The organism is Shewanella sp. Isolate11 (assembly GCF_022398315.1).
Lineage (GTDB): Bacteria > Pseudomonadota > Gammaproteobacteria > Enterobacterales > Shewanellaceae > Shewanella.
In genome coordinates, this window is sequence record NZ_JAKEVF010000001.1 from 406,360 (window position 1) to 432,153 (window position 25,794).

Annotated in this window: 20 protein-coding genes; 7 read left to right on the forward strand and 13 right to left on the reverse strand. The window is 45.4% G+C overall.

Annotated features, from left to right (window positions below; translation table 11 throughout):
* Positions 1-10: 10 nt before the first annotated feature.
* Together L1D21_RS01695 and L1D21_RS01700 are read right to left on the reverse strand one after the other, a co-directional pair.
* Positions 11-493, reverse strand: coding sequence for a cytochrome c3 family protein (locus L1D21_RS01695; protein WP_239843496.1), 483 nt, complete (start codon positions 491-493; stop codon positions 11-13).
* 84 nt (positions 494-577) lie between these two features.
* Positions 578-1,087: a DUF2726 domain-containing protein gene (locus tag L1D21_RS01700; protein WP_239843497.1), complete on the reverse strand. Its 510-nt coding sequence runs from the start codon at positions 1,085-1,087 to the stop codon at positions 578-580.
* A 363-nt stretch (positions 1,088-1,450) separates the two neighbouring features.
* Here L1D21_RS01700 and L1D21_RS01705 point away from each other — a divergent pair, with 363 nt between their 5' ends.
* Positions 1,451-2,449, forward strand: coding sequence for a LysR family transcriptional regulator (locus L1D21_RS01705; protein ID WP_239843498.1), 999 nt, complete (start codon positions 1,451-1,453; stop codon positions 2,447-2,449).
* Here the strand turns inward: L1D21_RS01705 and L1D21_RS01710 are convergent.
* A complete protein-coding gene (locus L1D21_RS01710) occupies positions 2,397-3,407 on the reverse strand; it encodes a LysR family transcriptional regulator (protein WP_239843499.1) in 1,011 nt (336 codons plus the stop codon). The genes L1D21_RS01705 and L1D21_RS01710 overlap by 53 nt on opposite strands.
* Before the next feature lie 386 nt (positions 3,408-3,793).
* On the opposite strand from L1D21_RS01710, the gene L1D21_RS01715 reads away from it, so the two are divergent.
* Positions 3,794-8,761 carry a S8 family serine peptidase gene (locus L1D21_RS01715; protein ID WP_239843500.1) on the forward strand — a complete coding sequence of 1,656 codons (4,968 nt, stop codon included), beginning with the start codon at positions 3,794-3,796 and terminating at the stop codon, positions 8,759-8,761.
* A gap of 98 nt (positions 8,762-8,859) precedes the next feature.
* On the opposite strand, the gene L1D21_RS01720 is transcribed toward L1D21_RS01715, so the two are convergent.
* On the reverse strand, positions 8,860-9,816 hold the full coding sequence (locus L1D21_RS01720) for a murein transglycosylase domain-containing protein (protein WP_239843501.1): 957 nt from the start codon (positions 9,814-9,816) through the stop codon (positions 8,860-8,862).
* 425 nt (positions 9,817-10,241) lie between these two features.
* Here L1D21_RS01720 and mpl point away from each other — a divergent pair, with 425 nt between their 5' ends.
* From mpl to L1D21_RS01745, 5 genes are all read left to right on the forward strand, one after another.
* Positions 10,242-11,612 carry a UDP-N-acetylmuramate:L-alanyl-gamma-D-glutamyl-meso-diaminopimelate ligase gene (gene mpl, locus L1D21_RS01725; protein ID WP_239843502.1) on the forward strand — a complete coding sequence of 457 codons (1,371 nt, stop codon included), beginning with the start codon at positions 10,242-10,244 and terminating at the stop codon, positions 11,610-11,612.
* Between the two features lie 59 nt (positions 11,613-11,671).
* Positions 11,672-12,307 carry a flavin prenyltransferase UbiX gene (locus tag L1D21_RS01730; protein WP_239843503.1) on the forward strand — a complete coding sequence of 212 codons (636 nt, stop codon included), beginning with the start codon at positions 11,672-11,674 and terminating at the stop codon, positions 12,305-12,307.
* 85 nt (positions 12,308-12,392) lie between these two features.
* On the forward strand, positions 12,393-12,923 hold the full coding sequence (hpt, locus tag L1D21_RS01735; RefSeq protein WP_239843504.1) for a hypoxanthine phosphoribosyltransferase: 531 nt from the start codon (positions 12,393-12,395) through the stop codon (positions 12,921-12,923).
* An 80-nt stretch (positions 12,924-13,003) separates the two neighbouring features.
* Positions 13,004-13,942, forward strand: a complete 939-nt coding sequence (locus L1D21_RS01740) for an ABC transporter ATP-binding protein (RefSeq protein WP_239843505.1) — start codon at positions 13,004-13,006, stop codon at positions 13,940-13,942.
* Between the two features lie 8 nt (positions 13,943-13,950).
* On the forward strand, positions 13,951-14,721 hold the full coding sequence (locus L1D21_RS01745; protein ID WP_239844167.1) for an ABC transporter permease: 771 nt from the start codon (positions 13,951-13,953) through the stop codon (positions 14,719-14,721).
* A 106-nt stretch (positions 14,722-14,827) separates the two neighbouring features.
* On the opposite strand, the gene L1D21_RS01750 is transcribed toward L1D21_RS01745, so the two are convergent.
* From L1D21_RS01750 to pcnB, 9 genes are all read right to left on the reverse strand, one after another.
* Positions 14,828-15,136: a DUF4144 domain-containing protein gene (locus L1D21_RS01750; protein ID WP_239843506.1), complete on the reverse strand. Its 309-nt coding sequence runs from the start codon at positions 15,134-15,136 to the stop codon at positions 14,828-14,830.
* Entirely contained in the window at positions 15,136-15,555 is a 420-nt protein-coding gene (locus L1D21_RS01755) for a hypothetical protein (RefSeq protein ID WP_239843507.1), read from the reverse strand. Before L1D21_RS01755 ends, L1D21_RS01750 begins: the two co-directional genes overlap by 1 nt.
* 32 nt (positions 15,556-15,587) lie before the next feature.
* Positions 15,588-16,121: a DUF4124 domain-containing protein gene (locus tag L1D21_RS01760; RefSeq protein ID WP_239843508.1), complete on the reverse strand. Its 534-nt coding sequence runs from the start codon at positions 16,119-16,121 to the stop codon at positions 15,588-15,590.
* Positions 16,122-16,652: 531 nt separating this feature from the next.
* Entirely contained in the window at positions 16,653-19,457 is a 2,805-nt protein-coding gene (locus L1D21_RS01765) for an FAD-binding and (Fe-S)-binding domain-containing protein (RefSeq protein WP_239843509.1), read from the reverse strand.
* A gap of 73 nt (positions 19,458-19,530) precedes the next feature.
* On the reverse strand, positions 19,531-21,174 hold the full coding sequence (locus L1D21_RS01770) for an L-lactate permease (RefSeq protein WP_239843510.1): 1,644 nt from the start codon (positions 21,172-21,174) through the stop codon (positions 19,531-19,533).
* A 766-nt stretch (positions 21,175-21,940) separates the two neighbouring features.
* On the reverse strand, positions 21,941-22,786 hold the full coding sequence (panC, locus tag L1D21_RS01775; RefSeq protein ID WP_239843511.1) for a pantoate--beta-alanine ligase: 846 nt from the start codon (positions 22,784-22,786) through the stop codon (positions 21,941-21,943).
* A gap of 60 nt (positions 22,787-22,846) precedes the next feature.
* Positions 22,847-23,641, reverse strand: a complete 795-nt coding sequence (panB, locus tag L1D21_RS01780; protein ID WP_239843512.1) for a 3-methyl-2-oxobutanoate hydroxymethyltransferase — start codon at positions 23,639-23,641, stop codon at positions 22,847-22,849.
* Positions 23,642-23,717: 76 nt separating this feature from the next.
* Complete coding sequence (gene folK, locus L1D21_RS01785; protein WP_239843513.1) at positions 23,718-24,206, reverse strand: 2-amino-4-hydroxy-6-hydroxymethyldihydropteridine diphosphokinase; 489 nt, start codon at positions 24,204-24,206, stop codon at positions 23,718-23,720.
* Positions 24,206-25,636 (reverse strand): polynucleotide adenylyltransferase PcnB, encoded by a 1,431-nt coding sequence (gene pcnB, locus L1D21_RS01790; RefSeq protein WP_239844168.1) that lies wholly within the window; start codon positions 25,634-25,636, stop codon positions 24,206-24,208. Before pcnB ends, folK begins: the two co-directional genes overlap by 1 nt.
* Positions 25,637-25,794 lie beyond the last annotated feature (158 nt).

A 25,794-nucleotide genomic window follows, 5' to 3' on the forward strand; every position in this document is an offset into this window, starting at 1 on the left:
CTTGAGCCTCCTAGTGTGATTTCTGGTGGCAACTAACACACAATTGGCTGCGCTGGGTGTTGCTGAGAGATAACATTGGATCGGTCTCGGTATGAAGCCGATGACACTGAGCACAACTGACCTTGTTACTGTGGACGTTATGAGTCCACTCTTGTTCGCCAAGCTGCTGAGAAGAATGACAATGGAGGCAGATCTCGGTCTGCTGCGCATTGGTCAATGAACTATCATTAGCAAAGCGATTAATATTGGAGCCTTTTTTAGGGTGAGTGGCTTTTTCACCGTGGCAATCCTGACATAAGATTGCTAATCCCTCGCTGCTATGAATACCCAGCAGCTGACCATTGCGCTTATGACATTTAATGCAGATTTGACTGCTTTCCTTGCTGCTATCTGTGTTTTCAGCCTGAGCCGGAAGCATAAACAGGGCGCAAGTTAATCCGCCTAATAACAGCGTTATGATACTGATAGATTGATAGGGATTGACTTGGCGCATAGGAGATCCTTACACCTAGTGGTGGCTTCGAAGTTGAGCTTAAGTGAGCGTCAACCTTGTTGACGCTCAGAGAGTGGCTAATGGTTAGGCAGCGAGTGCTGTCCGGATTAGTGTTGGGTCACACTGTTTATGCTTATCCAGTTTGATAAACTGAACCCCGACGTAGTCTAAACATTTCTGGATAAACTTGACCTGCTCTGGTGAACTTTCCTCTGGGTTGCTTACGACCAATTTGACCGCAGAGGATTCATTGTCCACGACAACATAGTCGAGATGGCAATGTTCCATAAAGTCCTGAACTTCATCATGGTTTTTTATCGAATCATCGATATCGACCACATTGATTAACGAGGCTCCGTACAACACATCGTAGCGATTGCTAGCGATGGACTTTAAGCTCTTTAGAAAATTCATTGACTCTTGATCTAACAGATGAGGTTTGATGCTAACAGCCGCATCAACCATTTGAGCGTCGTTTGATCTAAAGAACTTGATGCAAGTCATCACGAAAGTCACGATAACGAGAGGTACAATGACAAAAAAAACAAAGTACATAAACGCATAACTTAAAATAACGGTTGCTGTGGTGTTCATAATAAACCTCCAAACGTACTTTTACTTTAAACTCTCTATTGTATTATTACCCATTTGTTTAACTTGGCAATAAATTTAAAAATCAATTTATTAAAACTTTGGTATTGGTTTTATTTCTATTTATTTGTTTTATATTTTGCGTATTTTCATATATTGAAAATATGTTTTTAAATAAATAGAAATCTAATTTATCGGAATTTGGATTTATTTTATTGTTTTAAAATTCAGGTTATTGCGTCACCTCTTGGCTTGGTTGAAATTGTTTTAATAATAACTTTTATTTGTTGTGGATAAATATTGTTTTTCGAGTAATATATTCTATAATTCTAAACTCTGTTAAAAGTATTAGTTGGGGTGAATAATATGAAAGATGTCAACTTAGATAATCTTGATATGCTCAGCGCTAATATTTTAGTTAATTTATATGAAACGCATTCGGCGACCAGTGTTGCCGATAATATGAATATTCCTGCCCCCAAGGTAAGCCGTTGTTTGCAGCATGCCAGAGTCATGTTTAATAATCCGCTATTTATTCGTAAGAAGTATGGCTTGGAGCCCAATGAGTTTACTCGGCAACTTTATCCAATAGTAAAAGAGCTAGTACAGTGCGCTGAACACCTGTATCAATTTAATGAAGTCAAAGGCCTTGATTACGATCAGCCCTGTATCATCTACGTTAGTGATCTATTGATCCCCCATCTTCCTCAGCAATTAAGTCGTGCCATTTGTCAGGAACATCAGACTATTAGTTATGAGCTACGTAGCGAGTCTGTCGATCCCTTAGCGGATATTGATGCGGGTATTTTGGATATTGCCATCTTCACTCAGCCGAGTCTTAGTCGCCAGCATCAGACGCTGCGAATCGAGCAACAATGGCCACAGCTGGAGTTTATTGCTCTGAAAAGTCTGCGTCAGTTGTATCTGGTGTGTGGTGAGCAACATCCATTGCTGCAAGCCGAGATAAATTTAACCAGCTTGGCGGCTTATCCCTATCTTAGTGCCTTTAATTTAATGGACAAACAACTGCGAGATCCGTTTGAGTATTATTGCCAGCAACATAGACTCGACTGCCAGCCAGTAGTGCGTGAGCTAGCAGGGCCAGAACTAGGGTTTCATCAGTTATATCGCTATCTTGCCGATAACAATACTATCAGTCTGTTGCCTTACAGTAAGGTCTATGAACAGAGCCAGCTGTTACCGGGTTTGCATGTTTGTCATCTGTCGGAGCAACTTACCGAGCAGCTCTATGGCGAGCAAGCTTACCCCGAGTTATATCTGGTCTATGCCCGCCATCAGCAACGGCCTCAAATTAACTGGTTGTTGCAAGAGATGCAGTTATTGATTCGACAGAACGTGCATTAGCGGTACTCTGCTTGCTGGCTTGATATTGCTGCTTTACCTCGGTGATCTTATCTTTCAGTAGTCCGGCTATGCACTGGACTAACTGCTCTTTGAGTCCTTGATGACAATGCAGATAGTAACTGTTTTGAGGCAGGCTTAAGTGATGCTGGCACAAAGCTGAAATATCGATAAATTCCACATCCTCCCTATGTTGGAAATAGGGTAATGACATCACAGAACATAGCATGCATACATCATCTGTTTTACTGGCATGGTCAACCAACATTCGTAAGCTTGGGCTTTTTATGCCGACTTTAAACTTAATATTATTCTCAGCGGCGAAATGCTCCAGTGGATGAAGATGATCGCTATGCTGAGTGTTAATCAAACCAATAGGATAGTTAAATAATTCGGTCATTGGCTGTGGTGAGTTAAAGATCGGATGGCCTTTCTTGGCGACAATAAAGAAATGATCGATATCGTCCAACTTAATGTTATTCACCATAGGATGCTCGATGAGCTGAGTCGAAATACAGCAGTTGATCAACCCCTGAGATAACCTCAAGGGAGTATTTTCAGTCCAAGGCAGTACATTAATATTGATGCCGCCCTCGATGCAATGACAGGTTTGATTGATGCCATTGAGCACGATAAGCGACCAGTGTTCATAGGTGGCGATACTCAATTGAAATGGCAAAGGTGCGCGGTTCAATGCGGTGTCGATGATCTGACTATACTGCTCCAGAATCTTCTGTACCATAGGATAGAGTTTTAGCGCCAGTTGAGTGGGTTCGAAACCATATTGATGGCGGATAAATAGTTCATTATCGAGTACTTCACGCATACAGGTTAAGGCTCGACTCACCTTAGACTGTGGCGTACGCAGCCTCTCAGCTACAGCGCTACCACTCTTGAGTTCGATTAAGCCGATAAATACATGCAGAGTGAAATAGTCTAAACGGCTCGCTTTCTTGAGCATAATGGTGACCTTCATTGATAAGTCAGTTATTCATCTAATCGGATTGCACAATTTATTTGTATAAAAAATATACACGTACTTTCGGTTTATCATTTTTGAATCAATAACGCCTTGAGTTAGATCATGCTTGATGCAGATTTTACTAATGGTTAATAAATAAGAGGCTTAATGGTCATGAGGCGACATAAAGAGATTTAAAGTGTTATAAATCAATGGGTTTTCGTTTTTATATCAGGCTTTTTGTTAGTTTTTATTTGTTATCAAAATGCTTCAATTTTGTTGCGGTCGCTACATAAAGGTACATTTTTCCTTAGATGGATTTGTTATATATGAGATGCGTAATTATACGTAAAAAATAATAAATACATGATTAAAAAGGAAATTTAATGTTACCGTCACAATTGTTTAAGCACAGCGCGATAGCGAGCCTCACCGCTCTCTATATCGGTGGTGCTTGCTCTGTTGCTGTAGCCTCTCCTGGCATGGAGAAGGTTACTGGTACCAGTTTTTATACCCCTACTTTTACTGCTGAAGATATCAAACGTGTGAATGAAGCACGTAAGCTCGAATTATCCGGTGATGTTTATCTCGGTCGCCCAGGCCAGATTAACCGTGTGATGAAAAAACGCACCCCAGAAGAGATCTTTCAGCCTGAACAACAATCTACTGGCACTAATACCTATATTGTCCAGTTAGAAGCTGAGCCTATAGCAACCTATGCGGGCGATATCCCTGGTTATGCTGCTACTACTGCACCGAAAAATCGCTCAGTAATTGCTAAAGGCCGCGTTAGTGTTAATACCGCTTCAGCACAGTCTTATAAGAGCTATTTGCTAGGTCAGCAAGATAAGTTTATCTCTAAGGTGACTCAAGCCGGTGCTTCGGTGAAAGTGAATAAGCAGTTCACTGTTGCCAGCAATGCTATGGTGGTTGAGATGACTCAAGACGATGCGATCAAGATGTCACATCAGTCTGGTGTTAAGCGTATTAGCCTTAACCGTGTATTCCAACTGCGTACCGACCGTGGTCCAGAATTTATCGGTGCCGATAAAGTTTGGCAGGGCACCGCAACTTCAAGCAATAGCTTGAATGCCAAAGGTGAAGGTATGTTGGTGGGTATTATCGATACTGGTATTAACTCTGACCATATCGCTTTTGCCGATGACGAAGCTTACGCAAGTTTAAACCCATTCGGTGAGGGTACCTTTGTGGGTGATTGTGTCGAATCTCCAGAGCTGTGTAACAACAAGCTAGTGGGTATGCACTCTTACCCTGAGATCACCGATATTTATGCGGCTGATGAGTTTCAAACGTCTTATCGTAAAGAGATGATCCGTCCTGCCAATGGTGAAGACTATAACGGCCACGGTTCACATACTGCCAGTACCGTTGTTGGTAACACTTTAGAAAATGTGCCGCTGCAAAGTTTTGACGGTGAGCCGACCAGTGATGGTATCGATGTGCCATTTACTTTCCCGAAAGTGAGCGGTGTCGCACCTCGTGCCCATGTAATTTCATATCAAGTTTGTTGGCCTGGTAATGGTGGTGATCCTTATGCGGGTTGTCCCGAGTCAGCGATTCTATCTGCATTCGAAGATGCTATTGCCGATGGTGTCGATGCGATTAACTTCTCTATCGGTGGCGCCGAGTCATTACCTTGGGCCGATCCAATGGAGCTGGCTTTTTTAGCTGCTCGTGAAGCGGGAATTTCTGTCGCCGTTGCAGCAGGTAACAGCGGGGCTTACTGGACAGCTGATCACTCATCTCCTTGGGTGACCACTGTGGGCGCAAGCACTCATGATCGCCAACTTGCCACGGGTGTGAAAACTTTAGGTGACTTTGAAGGTAGCGGTGCACCTTCTGCAGCTATCGAAGGGGTCAGTTTCTCGGGTGGCATCACGGGTCAAGTGGTATTGGCGGATAACTTTGCCGACCCAGATACCACAGATGAATACAAAGCGGCTACCTGTAATGTGCCTTTCCCTGCTGATACCTTCACTGCCGATCAAATCGTAGTGTGTGAGCGTGGTGATATTGCCCGTATCGATAAGGCTAAGAACGTTGCCGCTGGTGGTGCTGGTGGGATTATTCTGCAAAACATCGACTACTCGGTAGATAACATCGTTGCCGATAGCTATGTGATCCCGGGGATCCATGTAAAAGTTGCCGAACGTTGGAAGATCCGTAACTGGGTCAACCGTAACGGTGCCGAGGCGCGTGCGACGATTTCTGATTACAGTAACGAATACACATTCGATGCCGAGTTAGGCAATAACCTAGCGACTTTCAGCTCTATGGGTCCAAGCTCAACTAACAACACCTTGGTTCCTGATTTAACTGCGCCTGGTGTCGATATCTATGCGGCTAACGCCGATGATCAACCTTTCACGTCTGCGCCAACAGCGTCTGATTGGACTTTCATGAGCGGTACCTCTATGGCTGCTCCGCATGTGACGGGTGCCATGACCTTGTTGACTCAGCTACATCCTGAATGGACGCCTGCTGAGATTCAATCTGCGTTGATGATGACGGCAGGCCCAGTCATGCTCAATACAGGCTATGAGCTGATCGAGCCCTTCTATAACTTTATGGCTGGAGCCGGTGCGATTGATGTTGCACGCGCGGCTGATAGCGGTTTAGTGATGGATGAAACTATTGATAATTACCGTAATGCCGATCCAACCAATGGTGGATTAGTTAACTGGTTGAACATTCCTTCTATGGTTGAGATGGAATGTGAAAAGTCTTGTAGCTGGATGCGTACCGTTAAAGCGACTCGCGATGGTAGTTGGACTATTGAAGGTGTAGGTAAAGAAGAGGGCTTTGAAGTTACTGTATCTCCTGCTCAATTTACTTTGAAAGCGGGTGAGTCTCAAAGCTTCATAGTTACAGCAACCACACCTAGCATGATCGAAATGAATATTGATCCTGCAGATACCGGTGCTCCATGGAAAACCATACTGAACAAAAATACTTTCTTTAATGGTCAGGTTAACCTGAAGGAAGTGAGTGGTAATGCTCCTGATGTGCATATGCCTGTCGTGGTTGCGGCGGTTGCTGATCAATTACCTGTATCTCACCGTTTTGACATTAGCCGTGATCAAGGTACTGAAACCTTGATGGTGAATACCGACTCTTACAGCGAACTCACGCCCCGCTTCTATGGTCCAGTCAAACCTGAGGTGTATAACAATACCTTAACTGCAGTTTCTGCTTTCTTGTATCCAGATAACATCGAAGCAGGCTGGGATATTCGCCCAATTACTATTCCAGAAGGTACTAAGCGTTTAGTGGTCGAAGTACAAGATGCGCATACTGTTACTACGCTAGAGAACCTAGACCCAAGATATAATGTCCCACATCCATTTGTGGCAATAGGCCGTGATGAAAATGGTAACGGTACTTTCGTACCGGATGGCACTGTTGATAGTGCAGAGATCAAAGCTGAATATAGCGAAGAGATCTTGTGTCTATCTAGCAGCCAGGCTGAACATAACTACTGTAGCATTGAGAGCCCAACACCGGGCACTTACTGGATTGCTACAGCAATGGCCTATGGTGCGGGTGAAATCAATGTCGATACGGGTTATGCCATTATTATGGAAGATGATGATCGCGGCCAACTAAGTATTTCTGGTCCTGCATCTCATGATGGTAACGGCAATTATAACATCGACCTAAACTGGAATATTCCAGGTACCCAAGCGGGTGATACTTACTATGGTGGCTTCGACATGGGTAGTATGCCGGGTGCAGAAGGTACCTTAGGTTTTACGGCTCTGGATATCCATCGCAGTGATGATGCTGTGACTTGGGAAGTCAGCCAAGATACCGCTCGTAGCATGGATGTGTTGGATATTAAGTTAAGTATCGCGCCTAATTTGGAAACTCAAGATCGTAGCTATAACTTCGAGCTTAAATTACCAGAAGGAATGCGATTAGCATCAGATACTATCGAAACCAATAAAGAAGCTGTGACTGAGTCAGTGGTTGCAACAGAAACTGGTTTTGTTCTGTCAGGCTTGCAGCCATCAACTCGCGATGTGCAACGTGATTATAAGGTAAGTACTAACTTCACCAATAAGATGTGTCATACACCACTGATTGATGAGTATTCAACCGGTGGTTATATCGATTTATTCGGTGAGTTTAAGCTTCAACCTCTAGCTGATTGGTTTGTTGGTGATTTTAACGCTAACTTCGATGTGCCTATCGATTGGTTGTTCTACAAAGAAGGCGCTAAATTTGAGCTTTATAATCAGCCAAATGCAGGTTATTTACGTATGCACACCGTGGGTGCATTACAGTTAAATACCGCCTACTGGTACATGAAGTTACATCGTGGTCCAGGCTTCTTAACCGAAGCCATGGCACCGTTCTGGCGTGGTGATTTTGAAGCTAAATATCGTCGTCACTATGAAGATCCATGGGGACTGACGATTGCTTCACAATATGCTGAAGAGCGTCCAGATCTTGGTGATCTACTGTTCTTAGAGTTCGATAATATTACCGATGCTAAGACGGGAGAAGAATTCGACTTCGAAGTGATCCTACGTAGTGGTATCGATGATCGTCAAGGTCAATATGAGATTATCTATGCCTACGATAACCTAGGTGCTGATGTGGCCAAAGGTGCGGTGATGATTGAAGGCTTTGATTCAGCTTGGTCAAACAATGTTGGTCCTAAAGAAGGCGCCTTATACAACGTATTCGGTTATGACAATCTTGATGAGGTGCTTTCTGAAGATCTCGTAATCTGTTATGACTATGTTGGACCAGAGCAGAGCCGTCTCGAAGTTAACTTTAAGGCTGTTATTAAGCCTGAAGCTACAGGTACGACGATGGACGTGATCTTAGATTACGATCTAGAAGGTGCTGAGTCTGTCAGTATGAGCCATGCGATCAGCGTACAAGGTAACATCAAGTTAGCCGAGATTGCTGATCAAACAGTGGCTGAAAACACGCCGCTCGAGCTGAGTGTCATGTATATCGATGCTAACAAGGTGCCAAACACTGTTGAAGTTAGTGGTGAATATATTACTGCCGAGGTAGATGGTAATAACTTTACTATTACACCGAAGAAAAACTGGAATGGTGAGACAACAGTGACAGTGACAGTTCGAGATAACGAACATAGTGGCGATGCGGCTAGCACCAGCTTTAAACTGATTGTAGAGTCAGATGGGAAAGGGCCTGAATCTCAAGGTTCTGAAGCTGAAGATGAAACTGAAGAAGTGGTTGAGGCTGAGCCTGAATCAGAGGACAGTTCAGGTGGTGCATTAGGCTTTGGTTTACTGACGCTATTGCCATTAGCCTTCCTACGTCGTCGCAGCAACAAAGTTGTGCGTCATTAATGGCTAAGTAGAGATATAAGGTGATTTAGGCTCCTGCCTGAAATTGCCTAATCTGTGTTGAAAGAGGAGCTTCGGCTCCTCTTTTTCATGTTGAAGAATCACAGATATTTAGGCCGTCTTTTAGTGACTTTTTTAAGGTAGTTGCGGCTTTCTTGTCTGATGTGACGATGGGTTAAAAACCAATAAAACTCGCTGATGGTCATCTTATTGATCCGTGCCAATGCTTGTTTGCGACTGCCGCCGGGATGCAAGCTTTTAAATAAATTTCCTGTGCCGCCGTTGTAGCTTGAAATAACCGCATATTCGCGTTTTTGAGGATCATGAATTCCCTTCAAATAACGGCTCGATAATAAATGAAGATAACCCGCTGCGACCTCAATATTCTTTTGTGGATCATAGAGGTAAGTAGAACTTGGCGTATGTTTATATCCCTTAATCAATGAAAAGTAGTCACGACCAGCGGTATTGGCCTTAATTTGCATTAATCCAAGTGCATTTGAGCGAGAGCGCGCTAGCGGATTAAACGAGCTTTCGGTTTCCATTATCGCCATGATTAAGTCGGTTTTTACGCTAAACTTTTGCGCCGATTGGCGAGCAAAATTAATATATTTATCGCCGGCAATTTGAGTGTGATTACTGACCATTTTTATGGCCACTTGATAGCGGCTATTTTGCCGTAGACTCTGGCTGACAAGATAATCGGCATAACGGCTTGCTCGCCATTGATATTCGATGGGCTGACCATCTGTATCGCGAATTTGTCCCCAAAAGAATGGCTTCTGTTTGCTGTTGATTAATCCGAAATCAGCAGCAGTTTTCGCATCGATCACAGTGGGATCAATTTGAGTCAGCAAGACCTGTACTATGGCTTGTTTTAACTGAGCTTTATTCTGGCTTTCGAGTAGAATCATCCCACGCTTAAAATCGACATAGGTGCTTTGTTGTTCGGCCTGATTAAAGATCAGTAGTGAAGGTTCGGCTGAGTGAGGTTGAGCGTTTTGCTGGTACTCATGTAATAAGGCGGCAACATCGTCTTCATATTGACTGAGGTCCAATGCAAAAGCGTTGCAGCTAAGTAATAAAACACACGCTGAAAATTTAATGTATTTAGACATTTATAAATATGTTAACCATGTGTGGCTTCAGTATATGGATAAGGGCCCCAAGGAGCAATTGGCGGCTTTTAACTTGTGAACTCGAGATGGCATAATGCTTGATTAATGAGGTGATTTCTTACATCTATAGTGGTTTTATTACCTCGATTTGTTGGCTTGTTGTTCGGTTATTGATTAACTTCATCTGGGCTTCTCTGTTGATTAGGTCAGCGATTGCACTTTGGGTGTCAGCCATTCAAACGCAATTTGAAAACATGTCCTTATAGCGTTAGCCACGAAAAAAGTTATTTAAACCATTGTTAACTGACAATGGCATCCCAAATCGTTAGAATGTCAGCAGATTATTCCTCATCTGAGCCAACCCCATGCATGTACATATCTTAGGCATCTGTGGCACCTTTATGGGTGGTCTTGCCCTTTTAGCTAGAGCCAATGGTCACAAGGTGACGGGCAGCGATGCTAACGTTTATCCGCCAATGAGTACCCAGTTAGAACAGCAAGGGATCGAGTTGATCCAAGGTTTCGATCCTAGTCAATTGGGGGGAACTGAAGATGATGCGCCAGATTTAGTGGTCATAGGTAATGCCATGAGTCGAGGCAATCCTTGTGTTGAGGCTGTGCTCAATCGGGGCCTAAAATACACCTCTGGACCGCAATTCTTGGCGGAGCATATTTTGCCAAATCGTTGGGTTTTAGCGGTTTCCGGCACTCATGGAAAAACCTCGACTTCGAGCATGTTAGCTTGGATTTTAGAAGATTGTGGCTATGAGCCGGGTTTCTTAATTGGCGGCGTGCCGCAAAACTTCGGTGTGTCGGCGCGTCTGGGTAATTCGCCATTTTTCGTGGTGGAAGCCGATGAATACGACAGCGCATTTTTCGATAAGCGCTCTAAGTTTGTGCATTACCAGCCACGTACTTTAGTGATCAATAACCTCGAATTCGATCACGCCGATATTTTTGATGATTTAAAAGCGATTCAACGCCAGTTTAATCATGTGATTCGTACTGTGCCGGGGCAAGGCAAGATTATCTGGCCTGCACAGAGTGATGCTGTGCGTAAGGTGATCGACATGGGCTGCTGGAGTGAGCAGGAAACCTATGGTGCCGAAGGAACCCAAGGATGGCATACGCAGCTGCTTAGCGAGGATGGTCATAAGTTTGAATTACTATTTAATGGCGAGTCTCAAGGGGTTTTAGACTGGCAGTTGATTGGTCAGCACAATGTAGAAAATGCCACTATGGCGATTGCAGCGGCGCGTCATGTGGGTGTGTTGCCGCAAATGGCGATTGCCTCTTTGGCTAAGTTTGCTCCGCCTAAGCGCCGGATGGAACTTATTGGGTCGGTAAAAGGCATAGATGTATATGATGACTTTGCGCATCATCCCACCGCAATAGCTACGACCCTACAAGGCTGCCGTGCCAAAGTGGGTGAAGGACGGATCATTGTGGTGCTTGAACCCCGCTCGAACACCATGAAGCGAGGCGTTCATAAAGATACTTTGGCAGGCTCAATGGCATTGGCCGATGCGGCTTATTTGTATCAAGCAGATAATATCGATTGGGACGTTGAGGCGGCGATGGCGTCTGCTGAGTTGCCAGTAACTGTGCTATACCAAATTGATGAATTAGTTGAAGTCGTTGCCAGTCAGGCGCACAGCGGCGATACCATTATTGTGATGAGTAATGGTGGTTTTGGCGGTTTGCATGGCAAGCTGCTTGAAAGGCTGGCGGGCTAAAACGCTGCCGAGCAATTACAGATTCAAATATAGCGCTTAGCGCGTTTAAAGAGATTGATATGAATTATCCAAGAAAGGCCAAGTCGATCAGTTTAGCCTGGACCGGGGCATCGGGTGCTCCCTATGGTCTAAAGCTGCTTGAGTGTTTGCTGCGCGCCGATTACCAAGTGTTTTTAATGATCTCTAGTGCCGCTCGCGTCGTATTGGCTACCGAACATGGCCTGCAATTAAGCAGTAATGGTGATAAAGCCAAGGCGCAGTTACGTGAGTTGTTTGCCGCCAATGATGCCGAGCTAGCCGGTGAGCTGTTTGTCTTAGGGAAAGAGGAGTGGTTTTCACCGCCAGCTTCAGGTTCGGCAGCACCAAAACAGATGGTGATCTGCCCCTGTAGCACCGGAACCCTAGCGGCAGTTGCAACCGGAATGAGTAACAGTTTATTAGAACGTGCAGCTGACGTGGTAATAAAAGAGCGTGGGCAATTAATCTTAGTGCCAAGAGAAACCCCCTTTAACAGCATACACTTAGAGCATATGTTGTCGTTATCTAAGTTAGGAGCGACCATCATGCCTGCCGCGCCGGGGTTTTATCATGATCCCAAATCAATTGAAGATCTGATAGACTTCATGGTCGCCCGGATTTTAGACCATCTGGGTGTTGAGCACACACTCACTCAGCGCTGGGGATATAGTAAGTAGATATAGCAAATAGCGTTTATCCAATAAGGCGTTCCCTGCAGAGCGAGATGTAGTCGCAACAATTCACACAAGTTTTGAGAAGTTTATGAAACACACCACCGAAGTGATGATCTCGGCCGATGAGATTGAGCAACAACTGGACATTTTAGCTGAGCAAATTAATGCTCATTATGCCAATAGCGAACGCCTATTAATGGTGGGTTTGCTTAAAGGTTCAGTGGTCTTTATGGCCGATTTATGTCGCCGAATTAAGGGTCATGTGGAGATCGATTTTATGTCGGTTTCAAGCTACGGAAATGCGATGACCAGTTCACGGGATGTGAAGATTCTTAAAGATGTACAATCCGATATCGAAGGTCGTGACGTACTGATCGTCGAAGATCTTATCGACTCGGGTAATACCTTAAATAAAGTGCGCGATATGCTGTTACTGCGTGAGCCAAAAAGCTTAGCCTTATGTACGCTGCTGGATAAGCCAGAGCGCCGTGAAGTTAATGTTCCTGTGGATTTTATCGGTTTCACTATCCCTGATGAATTTATTGTGGGTTACGGTATCGATTACGCCGAGCAGTATCGTAACTTACCTTATATCGCTAAAGTTGTGCCACTCGATTAAGGTATTGAAACAGTTAGTTTAAAACTCCTGCTTTGTGCGGGAGTTTTTGTTCCTGAATAACCAAATAACGGAAGTAAGTAATGACCAACGAGCCATACGCTTTAGTTATCGACTCGCTCAGAAAAACCTACAAGGGCGGTGTTGAAGCAGTAAAAGGAATTAGCCTTAAGGTCAAGGCGGGGGATTTTTTTGCCCTGCTAGGCCCGAACGGTGCGGGTAAGTCGACCACTATTGGGGTGATCTGCTCACTCGTTCAAAAGTCGGCAGGTAAGGTGAGTGTTTTTGAACACGATATCGATACCGATCTTGAGTTGGCTAAAATGTCGATTGGCCTGGTGCCACAGGAATTTAACTTTAACCAGTTTGAAACCGTACAGCAGATTGTGGTTAATCAGGCAGGTTACTTTGGTGTTGACCGTGAGCTTGCCTTGGAGCGCGCCAAGAAATATCTGTCGCAGTTAGATCTCTGGGAAAAGCGTAATAGCCCAGCCCGAGCTCTGTCTGGTGGTATGAAGCGTCGCTTGATGATCGCCCGAGCCTTGATGCATGAGCCCAAGTTATTGATCCTCGATGAACCAACAGCGGGTGTGGATATCGAGCTGCGACGTTCGATGTGGACCTTCTTAACCGAGCTAAATCAGCAAGGTGTCACTATTATCCTGACGACTCATTATCTGGAAGAAGCCGAGATGCTGTGTCGTAATATCGGCATTATCGATAAAGGGGTTTTGGTTGAGTGCACCAGCATGAAGTCGTTGTTAAGCCGCCTGAATATTGAAACCTTTGTATTCGATCTGAAAAGTGATCTTAGCAGCTTGCCACAGCTTAAAGGCATCACGTGTCGTTTGAGCGACCCACATACTTTAGAGGTGGATGTGGCCAAGGAGCACAGCATCAACAGTGTATTTGCTCAGCTGAGCGAGCAGGGAATTGAAGTATTATCGATGCGCAACAAGGCCAACCGCCTCGAAGAGTTGTTTGTCGAGTTAGTGGAACAAGGCAAGGGGGCTCAAGCATGAGTATGAGCATGAAGCAGGTTTACTTCACTGCATTTAAAAGTATTTTAATTAAAGAGATCACCCGTTTTACCCGTATTTGGGTACAAACGCTGGTGCCGCCAGCGATCTCCATGACCCTGTATTTCCTTATTTTCGGTAACTTGGTCGGTAAGCGTATTGGTGAGATGGGTGGCGTAAGCTATATGGAGTTTATTGCGCCGGGTCTGATCATGATGGCGGTGATCACAGCCTCTTATTCCAATGTAGCTTCTTCGTTTTTCAGTGCTAAGTTTCAGCGTAACCTCGAAGAGTTGATTGTCGCACCAGTGCCTCATTATGTGATGATTGCCGGCTATGTGGGCGGCGGTGTTGCTCGGGGCTTGTGCGTAGGTACCATAGTGACAGTAGTGGCAATGTTCTTTGTCGATATTAGCCTGCATCATGCTGGATTAGTGGCGATTACTGTGCTGCTGACGTCGATTTTGTTCGCCTTGGGCGGTTTGATTAATGCGGTATTTGCAAAGAGTTACGATGATATCAGTATCGTGCCGACCTTCGTACTAACGCCACTAACGTATTTGGGCGGGGTGTTTTACTCATTAAGCTTGTTGCCTGGCTTCTGGCAAGGGGTGTCGCAGCTGAATCCTGTGGTCTATATGATCAACGTGTTTCGCTACGGTTTCCTTGGCTATGCCGATATCAGTATTCCAGTGTCGATGGCCGTTATTGTGGGCTTCTGCGTGGCATTCTGGGCTGTTGCTTATTACTTGATTAGTCGTGGTATCGGCTTGAGAACCTAGTAAACGCTAACCTGTGATGGTTAAAGAAGTTGAAACCAAAACGGCAGTTGAGCTTGGCTCACTGCCGTTTTTGTTGCTGGTTCAGTCAGGTTTATACAGATTGGCATTACTCTTGTTCTAAATAACGCAGAATCTCGAACACTTGCTTTATGTTATTCGCCCCTAATTTGGCGGTACAGCAGTGGCCATTGAGGCTAGCATGGACTCTGAGCCAAGCGATAAGTTGCTCAAGAGGGATACGCGGCGCTGCAACAAATTCACCTTGCTGCCAGTGATAACATAGACCCTCTGCATCTATGATGGTCAGGCTATTGGCCTGCAGTTGCTCATACTCTTGTCGCCATTGCTCAGGGCTGTCTAGCAGTTGCAGCAAATCATCATCGGTGTGTTTTATCATGACTGGCCATTGCAGCATTAAATGATCTCTTGGGTTTTGGTGATGGGTTGCAACCATTGTTGGCAGGCTAACGCATCGAAAGTTGCTTGCTTGTCATCGATACCGTGGACTAAGCCAAAGGCATAGCCTTTGAGATAGATTAACAGATCTCGCGCCTGTTGTTGTCCTTGATTAAATGGCGTTAGTTGCTGTTCTAACTGCAGATGTAGTTGTGGATAGTCAATCTCGATATCTAAATCTGAGGCGAGTTTAGCGCACAGCAGTGGTTGAATAATCTCGCTTCGTTGCAGTAAGTGCTGAGCGTGGCGCATAAAGACATAAGGATCACTAGGGACAACTTGAGGCTTGGGCAGCATTTTTAAGGCGACAAGATGGCTGAGCAGCGCACCCAATAATACACCGATGATCAGCAGAGTGAAGCTAGTGAGTCGATGCATCTTGCCTCTCCTCAAGTTGAGCAGTAACTAAATTATTGGACCTTATCCGCAGGTTTGGCAACTTCGTCACTGATGGATTCGGCTTGGATCTGTACTCTGTGCTGTTTTAACAGTTCGATAGAGTCGAGATTTAACTTAATTAAGCCATCGAAATAGAGGTTCATCTCTTCCAGTTGCGATAAAAACTCAGGGTCATCTTTAGGTTTCTTCTGCCAATAGCGCTTACGATCGATCTTTTGTTTCTCGCTGGCACGTAAAATGTCGTAGTAACTGTTTTCTTGCTTGAGACGGTAAATTTCGCTGCCAATTAACTGCAGTAACTTTTCTTGTGAGACTGCTTCTTTGCTGAGTAAACTCTGTAACGGGTCGATAATTTTTTGCTGCTCATCACTGTCGATTTCGGTGGCGATACCGAGTTGATATGTGATTTCGTGTTGGCGGAACTCTTTGGGGCAGGAAGTCTGACTGAAGATGATCTTGTCATCTTTGATGCACTTATAGATATTATTTGCCTGTGCGGTGAGTGGGAGCACTAATAAGGTGAGTGCTATTAAAAACTTTGCCATTGGGCGATATTTCCTCTATCTGCCTAATACCAATTGTAGCAACTATCTGAGCATTCTTGCTGGTTAAAAAGGTCGATAACTGGGTTGCTTTTTCGTTTACAAAATCAGTTTGTATGTAGACTTACCCACTTAACGAAAATCTTCACCTTGTTCTCAACCATTGTCCCAGCGCAAACTCTCATAGCTAATTACTTTAATGGGTATAAAGTATTAGTGTAACTAAAACTTCAGATGAGAAAACTTAATCGGCAATACCGTACATCCATGTTACCTCATCAAACTTGTTTACTATGGCGTAACTTGGTGATAAAAACCAGTTTTTCTTCATTAAAATAGATATTTAGCACTATATAAAATGGGCCAATATCAGTAATAGGTCGCATAGTTTTAAATTTTATACTGTTTGGTATTAGGGGGGTGATGTTGATGTTTTTGGCCTTTGCAGACACAAAAAACGCCGCGCTAGGTGAGTATCTATCGCGGCGTTTTATCTTTTTAAGTGACTGTTAGCGACTAAACATATTGAATTGTTTAGCGACTGCACTCTTCGAGCAAGTAAGCCAAGTGACGATATGAGATCCCGCTGTGCTGGGTTAAACCTACTTCACACATACGGTTAGCGTAGTAACCCTCTTTGATCTCTACCGGAATGAGCTTCTTGATATTGCGCAGTGCGCTGGCGTTGATCTCGGGTTTATATAACCCTTTCTCACCGGCGTAACCACAACAAGTGATCCCTTCAGGCAATTTAACGCTGCCACTACAGGCATCGGCGATCGCTTGCATCTTAGGCTCTAGTTTCATCTTACGAGCACTACAACCTAAATGCAGCGCAACATTAGCCTTTTTAGTTAATGTCAGTTTAGGCAGCAGTTTATCGTGCATAAACTCGACTAAGTCGGTGATCTCAACCTTAGGATTACCAGTTAAGGCGCGATAAGTACAAGACAGTGCATCGACCACAACAGGCACTTTGCCGTTTTCGCTTAATTTGCTTAGTGCATCGATAAGCTCTTCACGCTTGGCATCGGCGTTCTTAAAGTCACCCTTAGATTCCCACATCTGGCCGCAGCACAGGTGACGAGTATTCTCGGGTGTCACTACGTTGTAACCGGCGCGTTCAAGCAAAGTTACGACCACGTCGGGCAGAGTGCGATTATCTGGATCTTTGGGTGTTGGGCCAAAAGTTCGACCGCCACACGCCGGGAAGTAGACCACAGTCTCTTTGTCTGGTGACGCTGGCGCAGGTTTAGGTAAATTACCGCCTTTTGCGAAGTCAGGGTTCCAATAAGGCACCTCTTTTGACACCATGCGCCCCACTTTCATCAGACCGTTAGTAACGCTGTCACCTGTTACTTTGTGGATGATATTCAACACATCGAAACCTGTGCTGATCACTTGGTTTACCGCGCCAAAATGCTTGGCCTGGAAATCGAGCACTTTCTGTTCTGTCGTAGTGATATAAGGCGTGCGAAGCTTACGTACCAGTTGTCCCATGCTGTTATCGACAGGACAAGAAATGGTGCATAGCTGACAGGCGGCGCAGGTATCTATCACATCATATTTCGCCGCAGCACGCATCTCATCGGCGGCTTGTTTATCGCCAGAGGCATCTAAGCGTGCGATTTCACGCAGGGTTGCGATACGCTGACGCGGAGTAAAGTTAAGCGCCGAAGTGGGGCAGGTTTTTTCACAGAAGCCACACTCGATACACTTATCGACAAAATCATCGACTACGGGGCAAGGCTTGATGTTTTTCACATGTACCTTGGCATCATCATTGAGGATCACCCCAGGATTCAGTAGGCCTTGTGGATCGAAGATTTGCTTGATGCGTTTCATCAAGGTGTAAGCATCTGCGCCCCATTCCATCTCGACGAACGGAGCGACCGCACGGCCTGTACCGTGCTCGGCTTTCATCGAGCCATCGTATTTGTCGATCACCATCTCGGCCACATCTTGCATAAAGCCGTGGAAGCGGTCGATATCCGCTTGAGAACCGAAAGTTGGCGTGATGATAAAGTGGAAGTTACCCGCTAAGGCGTGACCATAAATTACCCCTTCAGGATATCCATGTTTATGGAATAGATCGGTTAGATCACTGGCGGCATTAGCTAAGTGCTCTAACTCGAATGCCACATCTTCGATGATCACCGAAGTGCCTTTTGGACGTTCACCACCAATGATAGGGAACAGGCCTGAGCGCATCGCCCAATATTCGCCATAAACGGCAGGATCGCTACTGAAAGTGATTGGGCGTTCGGTTTCAATATGTGCCAGTTTGGCAATCACATCTTGGGTATATTGGTTGAGGGTCGCTTCATCATTAGCGCGAGACTCGATAAGCAAAATCGCCGCGCCTTCAGGTAACTCGCTTAACCATTCTGGCATCCCATTTTTGCCAGTAACCGACTTGATCGATGCCCAGTCTAATAACTCTGCGGCGGCGACACTGTCACATTTGATAGGTGGAATCGCACGCGCGGCATCAACCATGTTGTAAAATACTGCCATGGCTGAGGCTTTAAATTTAGCTTCATCGACTGTGTTGTAAGTGACCTCTTCAACGAAAGCCAGTGTGCCTTCTGCACCCACAATCAGGTGATTGATCAAATCGAAAGGATCTTCGAAATCGACCAAGGCATTGATGCTATAACCTGTGGTGTTTTTGATAGAAAACTTTTTACGAATACGGTTTGCCAACACCTCATTATTTCGGGTGAGTTGGCTCAGTTCGGTTAACTCGGCCAGTAGCGCCTTATTACTTTCGGCGAAGGCGGCTTTTGACTGTTCACAGCCGGTATCGAGTTCGGTGCCATCTGCAAATAACAGCTTGGCTGACGAGATAGTCTGGTAGCTGTTTTGTGCCGTACCACAACACATGCCTGATGCGTTGTTAGACACAATTCCGCCCACCATTGCCGAAGCTAATGTTGCCGGGTCTGGACCAATCTTCTTATTGAAAGGCTTTAGTGCCATATTGGCGTCGGCACCGATCACCGCAACCCCAAGCGAGACTTTTTGATGATCTTCACTGATATCGATTTTTCTAAAACCGTCGTGACCTAAGATCAACAAGATGCCTTCACCAATTGCTTGACCCGATAAACTGGTGCCCGCCGCACGAAAGGTGACCGGAGCATTATGTTGGCGTGCTACAGCCAAGGTTTGCTTAGCCTGCTCTAAGGTTTCGGCGTGGACTACAACTTCAGGAACAATACGGAAATAACTGGCATCGGTTGACCACGCGAAACGACGTACTGCATCATCGGTGACGGCATCTTGGCCAAGTTGTGCTTTAAGATCTGCAACAACAGCTGAATAGTTAATAGACATAAGATTACTCTATTTTTGCGGCTAAAGAGCGAGCAGTTATCTGCTCGCTCACCAGTGAACTTTTGTGACGAGCTTAGAATCCACCCCAGAGTGTGGCAATAGTACCTGCAACTAAGGCGTAACCGATTGCAATGGGCATGGTCTTACGAATGATTTCTGATTCACGTCCGGCCATTCCCACAACGGTCGCAGCGGCAACGACGTTCATGACACACATCATATTACCGGCGTTCGCACCAATGCCTTGCAGGGCCAACACAATCGCGTGATTCATGCCAATATTGTCGGCCACACTATATTGTAGTCCCGAGAACATCATGTTGGAGAAGGTTGCCGAGCCAGATAGGAAGGCACCAAAGATCCCCACAATCGGAGACATCCAAGCCCAAACTGCACCCATAGAACCAGCTAGCATATCGGCTAGGGCTACAGGCATAGAGGCTAAACCTGATTCGTTAGCGCCTGAGTTAAGGAAAATTTTCACCATAGGTACTGAGGCGCCTAATGAGATGATGGTAGGCAGCATAGATTTACAGGATACCGTGAACGACTCTTTGATCGCTGGCGATTTCATCTTAAATAGGAAAAAGCCTAAGATACACACGATAACGAAGAAGGCGCCCGGCGCGTAAAGCGTGGCAAAGCCGGCTTTGAGTTCGGTACCTAATAAACCTGTCCAACTGATGTTAAAGCTGGTTAACCAAGCTTTGAGTGGCGCCACGGTACGAGAAAGTACCAGTAGTGCTGCCATGATGATATAAGGTGTCCAAGCGGCAACTTGTGAGAACTTTGCCTTGGTTTCAAGATTTGATTGTGCTTGATTGTCATTTTCGGCGAAATCGTTCCATGGCGTCTCAGGTAGTAACCAACCTTTACGTGCCACAGGAATAACCAGCGCCATGCCAACAAGCGCACCGATCACCGATGGGAATTCAGGGCCAGCGACATAGTTGATGATCCAGGCTGGAACCGTGAAAGCAAGACCTGCGAACAGGGCAAACTTCCAGATGGCGAAGCCTTCTTTGAATGACTTATTACGGCCAAAGAAGCCGGTGAGTACACAGACCAGTACCAGTGGAATTAAAGTACCTGTGATCAGATCGATAGTGATCATGTGCATGGCAATAAACTGAGCATAGTCGGCGAAGGTACCGCCGTGGTGAGCAATATGCTCCGCAGCCATACTGACGCCACCTTCGGTCAAGCCTTGTTCCATACCGAAGAGGACGGGTAAGCCGATAGCACCGAATGATACGCTGGTTGAGTCAGCAATTAGGGCAACTACGGCGGCGGCAATTGGTGGCACGCCGAGTAATACCAGCAGTGGAGCACCGATAGCTGCTGGCGTCCCAAAGCCTGCAGAACCTTCAATGAACGAACCGAATAACCAACAGATGATAATCACCTGCACGCGAGCATCACCACTGATATTGGTGAAACCTGCCCGTATGGTATCCATTGCGCCAGAATATTTCAGGGTATTAAGCAGGAATACCGCACCGAAGATAATACTTAACGGGGTCAAGGCAGCGAGCAAGCCTTCCACCACTGAGGCACTTAAAATAGTCGTGTCCATCTGCCAGATAAAGATGGCCGCGAGACCCGTCATTACCATGGAGATGGGCATGGCGCGTGATGCTGGCATTTTTAACAATACCAGGAACAGCATAACGCTTATTACAGGCGTTAGACTGGCGATGAGTTGAAGTAAGGTCATGATTGCCTCTTTATCCGTTTACACAGGGTTTTAATTTTTATGAGGGCTGGTTCAATGGACTCAGCACTGCTTGTTTTATTCACTCAGCGATAGGTCCGTTGAGCTAGACATGTACTAAACGCTAAATCAATCCAATGACAATTGATCTAGATCAGTCTGTAGAGATTATGTGAGAGAAGGTGAACTAGGTGTGAGCTCTATCTTGTTACGGTTTGTTGAAGTGTGAACTTGGTCACCTGTTGGTGGGGGTTTATATATCAAAATCGACTAATTATTCATTTTTTAAGTTGTTTTTACCTGTTATAGCCAATAAGTAGGCGGAATTTGTTCTCATTTTTGCAAATATCTGATCCAATAATTTCAAATAAGGAATCAATCAGACATACCTCGATGATGAGTGATTGTGATGCAGATCACCTTATTTCTCTTAATTAAAACAATACAATCAAATTATCAAAGCCATCTTTTTGATTTTAAATGGTTTTATTGTTTTTGTTGGTGGGGAGACATTGTGGTTTGACCTAGGGGAAACTTAAGCTAGGCAGTTAATATCTTTAGATTAATCCCTTTATTGTAATTCCATTTCAATCGTTACTTGCTTGAGAGAGTCTTTAGTTGAGTGCTAATTAATCTGAACTTGGGATAAATAGTGAATAACAAAAAAGCCCATGATGGACTTTTTTGTTGTTATTGCATTTATTGGCGATAGCGATGGCTTTGGGATAAATCCCCTCAAGGCATTCAGCTAGCTTATTAATGAAAAGGGTTAGCGGCTAAAAACCAAGTTATCGATCAGCCGAGTTTTACCCATAAAGGCTGCGGCTAGAATCACTAGTTCTTTGTCTTCAGCGGTGGCCTGATAGAGGTTATTGGCATTTCTTACCGATAAATAGTCGAGCTTAAAGCCGGCTTGTATCAGCTGCTGCTCTGCCTGAGCAATAACTTGTGCTATCGATTGGCCCTGCTTTATATCGTTAGCCATAGTATCCATCGCCTGTTTTAGGGCGGCGGCCTGCTGTTTTTGCTGCTCACTGAGGTAGCCATTACGTGAACTCATGGCTAAGCCTGAGTCTTCTCGAATGGTATCTACGCCGACGATTTCTACTGGCATAGACAGATCTTCCACCATAGTGGTGATCACCATGAGCTGTTGAAAATCTTTCTTGCCGAAAAGAGCGATATCGGGTTGCACGATATTGAGCAGTTTACAGACAATGGTTGCAACCCCGCGGAAATGTCCTGGACGACTGGCGCCACACAATTCATCAGAGATCGCAGGCACTTCAACAAAAGTTTGTTTATCCATACCCTTGGGGTAGATGAGCTCGGGTGTGGGGGTAAACAGCAGCTCGGCACCGGCATCAACTAAGGCGGCTTTGTCGGCTTCTAGGGTACGCGGATAGGCATCGAGATCTTCATTTTTACCAAACTGCATTGGATTAACAAAGATGGAGACCACCACATGATCGGCACGTTTAATCGCTTCTTTGACTAAGGTGATATGACCTAAGTGCAGATTCCCCATAGTGGGAATAAACGCCACGGTTTCTCCTTGGCGTTTCCATTGGCTGACTTGGGCTCTTACTTGTGCAATATTCTGGCAAGTTAACATCTTAGCTGTGACCTTTGGCTCTGATCTGATTTATCTTTTGCGTGATATTTTTTATGGGACTTAATTGAAGGTGTGTTCGTCACTAGGGAACACACCTTGCCCGACTTCTTCTATGTAGGCGCGGATGGCACTACGGATTTCACCCGTTTGGGCCAGATAGTTTTTCGAGAAGCGCGGAATATAGCCGCTAGAGATCCCAAGTACGTCATGCATTACTAGAATTTGACCATCTGTGTCAGCACCAGCACCAATACCGATAACCGGAATTGTCAGTGCTTCGGTAATGGTTTTAGCCAGCGCGGCTGGAATACATTCAACCACAAGTAATTGGGCGCCTGCGGCTTCGAGTGCCTTAGCTTCATCTAAGATACGTTGAGCGTTGTCGGCGTCGCGACCCTGAACCTTAAAACCACCAAAGACATGTACCGATTGAGGTGTTAGCCCTAGGTGGGCACACACAGGAATACCGCGCTCAGTTAGCTTAGTCACGGTTTCAAGTAACCAGTGACCGCCTTCAACTTTGACCATGTTAGCCCCTGCCTGCATCAGCTTAGTGGCATTCAACATAGCTTGCTCTGGATTTGAATAGGTCATAAATGGCATATCAGCCATTAATAAGGCGCGCTTGATACCGCGACGAACACAACGAGTATGGTAAGCAATATCATCAATGGTGACAGGTAAGGTGTCATCATGGCCTTGGAGTACCATCCCTAAAGAATCACCGACAAGTAGGACATCGACCCCTTCGCTGTCGAACGCACCTGCAAAGCTGGCGTCATAGGCAGTGAGTGACGTGAATTTCTTTCCTTCATGTTTAAACTTAAGCAGGGTTGAACTGGTTATCTTAGACATAATGATGGTCTTAATTTGATTTAAAAAAGTTCGCTAGCCACAGTAGTCTGCTTTATATGCTAACTGGCTATTAAGTTCAATGATCTAGGCCGAGTTGTTGCACTTCGGCTAAGCAATTTTCATCGATTAAACTGACTAAACTTGTGCCACAGGGTAAGACAAGTTCAGGCGCTATGTCTTGCAAAGGCACCAACACAAAACTACGCTGTTTCATGCCGTAGTGCGGCACAGTTAGTCGCGGCAGATTTATCTGCTGTTGGTCATATAACAGTATATCAAGATCTAGGGTTCGTGCGCCCCAGCGCACTTCTCGTACCCGTCCCTGTTGTTGTTCGATGGCTTGTAAGGCATCTAACAGTGCGATGGGGTTAAGCTGAGTGCGAAAACTGGCTACTGCATTAACATAGTCGGGCTGCTCGACATCGCCCATAGGGGCGCTGCGATAATAGGGTGAGACGGTAACTTGCTTATCGTCGGCTAACTGGCTCAGGGCGATTACCGCGTCATTGAGCTGTGCGACAGGGGAGCTAAGGTTAGCTCCCAATGCAATATAGACCTTAGCCATTATTCAGCGGGTTTTGTGCTGCTTTTAGGCTTGCGGCGACGACGAGTGGTACTGCGGTTACGAGTGCCCTTAGCAGCACTGCGAGCGATAACACTGCGTTGCTCTTCACTGCCTTCGACGAAACTGGTCCACCAGGCTGCCGATTTTGCTAAGTTTCCACCTTCAGCTTCGGCGCGCAGTAAGAGTAAATCATAGGCGGCGCGGAATTTAGGATGTTCGATAAACTTGAAGGCGCGTGTGCCTTGGTTGCGTTCGAAACGCAATTGCAGTTGCCAAATGTCCTTAGCAGGAGTGCTAAAGCGACGTGGAATACTGATAGAGCGACATTGCTGTTCCATCACATCACCCATGGCCGCATAGAAAGCATCATAGGGTTTTAGACCACTTTCTAACGCGATATCGTCAGCGCGTTGACTCAATGGATACCATAGAATCGCGGCGTAGAAGAAGGCTGGGGTGATGGTTTTGCCCGCTTCGACACGCAGATCGGTATTGCGCATGATGGCGTTGATCATCTTGGCCGCGGGTCCTTTAGGATCATCGGCAAGAATGGTTTCAACTAATGGGAACAGTGGCTCGAACAGGCCAAAGTCACGCATCATCTGATAGTTGGTTTGCGCTTCACCATTAAAGAAGAGTTTAAGCACTTCTTCATACATACGGGCAGCAGGAATATCTTTTAATAGCGGAGCGAGCTCATAAATTGGCTCGGCGGCAGCGGTGTCGATTTGCATATCCAGCTTAGTGGCGAAACGCACGGCTCTGAGCATACGAACAGGGTCTTCGCGGTAACGCTTTTGTGGATCGCCAATCAGACGCAGAGTGCGAGAGTTCAGATCTTGCAGTCCTCCGCCATAACTATGAATCGAGAAGTCGCTGATATCGTAGTAGAGCGCGTTGACGGTAAAGTCACGGCGCTCGGCATCTTCATCGATTGTGCCGTAAACATTGTCTCTTAGTAGGCGACCTTCGGCATTGACCTTAGAGATCTTCTCACCGCTGTCGACGTGATGACCACGAAGGGTCGCGACTTCGATAACATCACGGCCAAAGACGATGTGCGCCAGACGGAATCTACGCCCGACTAGACGGCAGTTACGAAATAGCTTTTTGATCTCTTCTGGTGTGGCGTTGGTGACCACATCAAAATCTTTCGGTTCGAGGCCGAGTAAAATGTCACGTACACCACCACCCACTAAGTAAGCTTTAAAGCCGGCTTTGTGTAGTCGGTAGAGCACTTTTATAGCGTTTTCGCTAATCTGCTTGCGAGAGATTGCATGATGTTTTCTCGCAACGATCTCCAAGCTTAGTCCCGCTTGTGTGGTTTCTGTGGTGTTTTGATTGTCGTCAAACAGCTGCTTACAGAATTGACTAATACGGCGAAAAATAGGACACCTCGAACATGGATCATAACTAAATATCAATCTTATGGGTTATCTGCCAATTTTGTTCGGCTAACACCTCTTCATCTGATGCTAGCGAATTATCTTGCAAAATAACTATTTAACGAAAAATCCTTGGCTTCTCAACGGATTTTTCGACCGCTTAACTCGCGTGATTGATATAAGGGTTAAAATAAGGTCGCTAT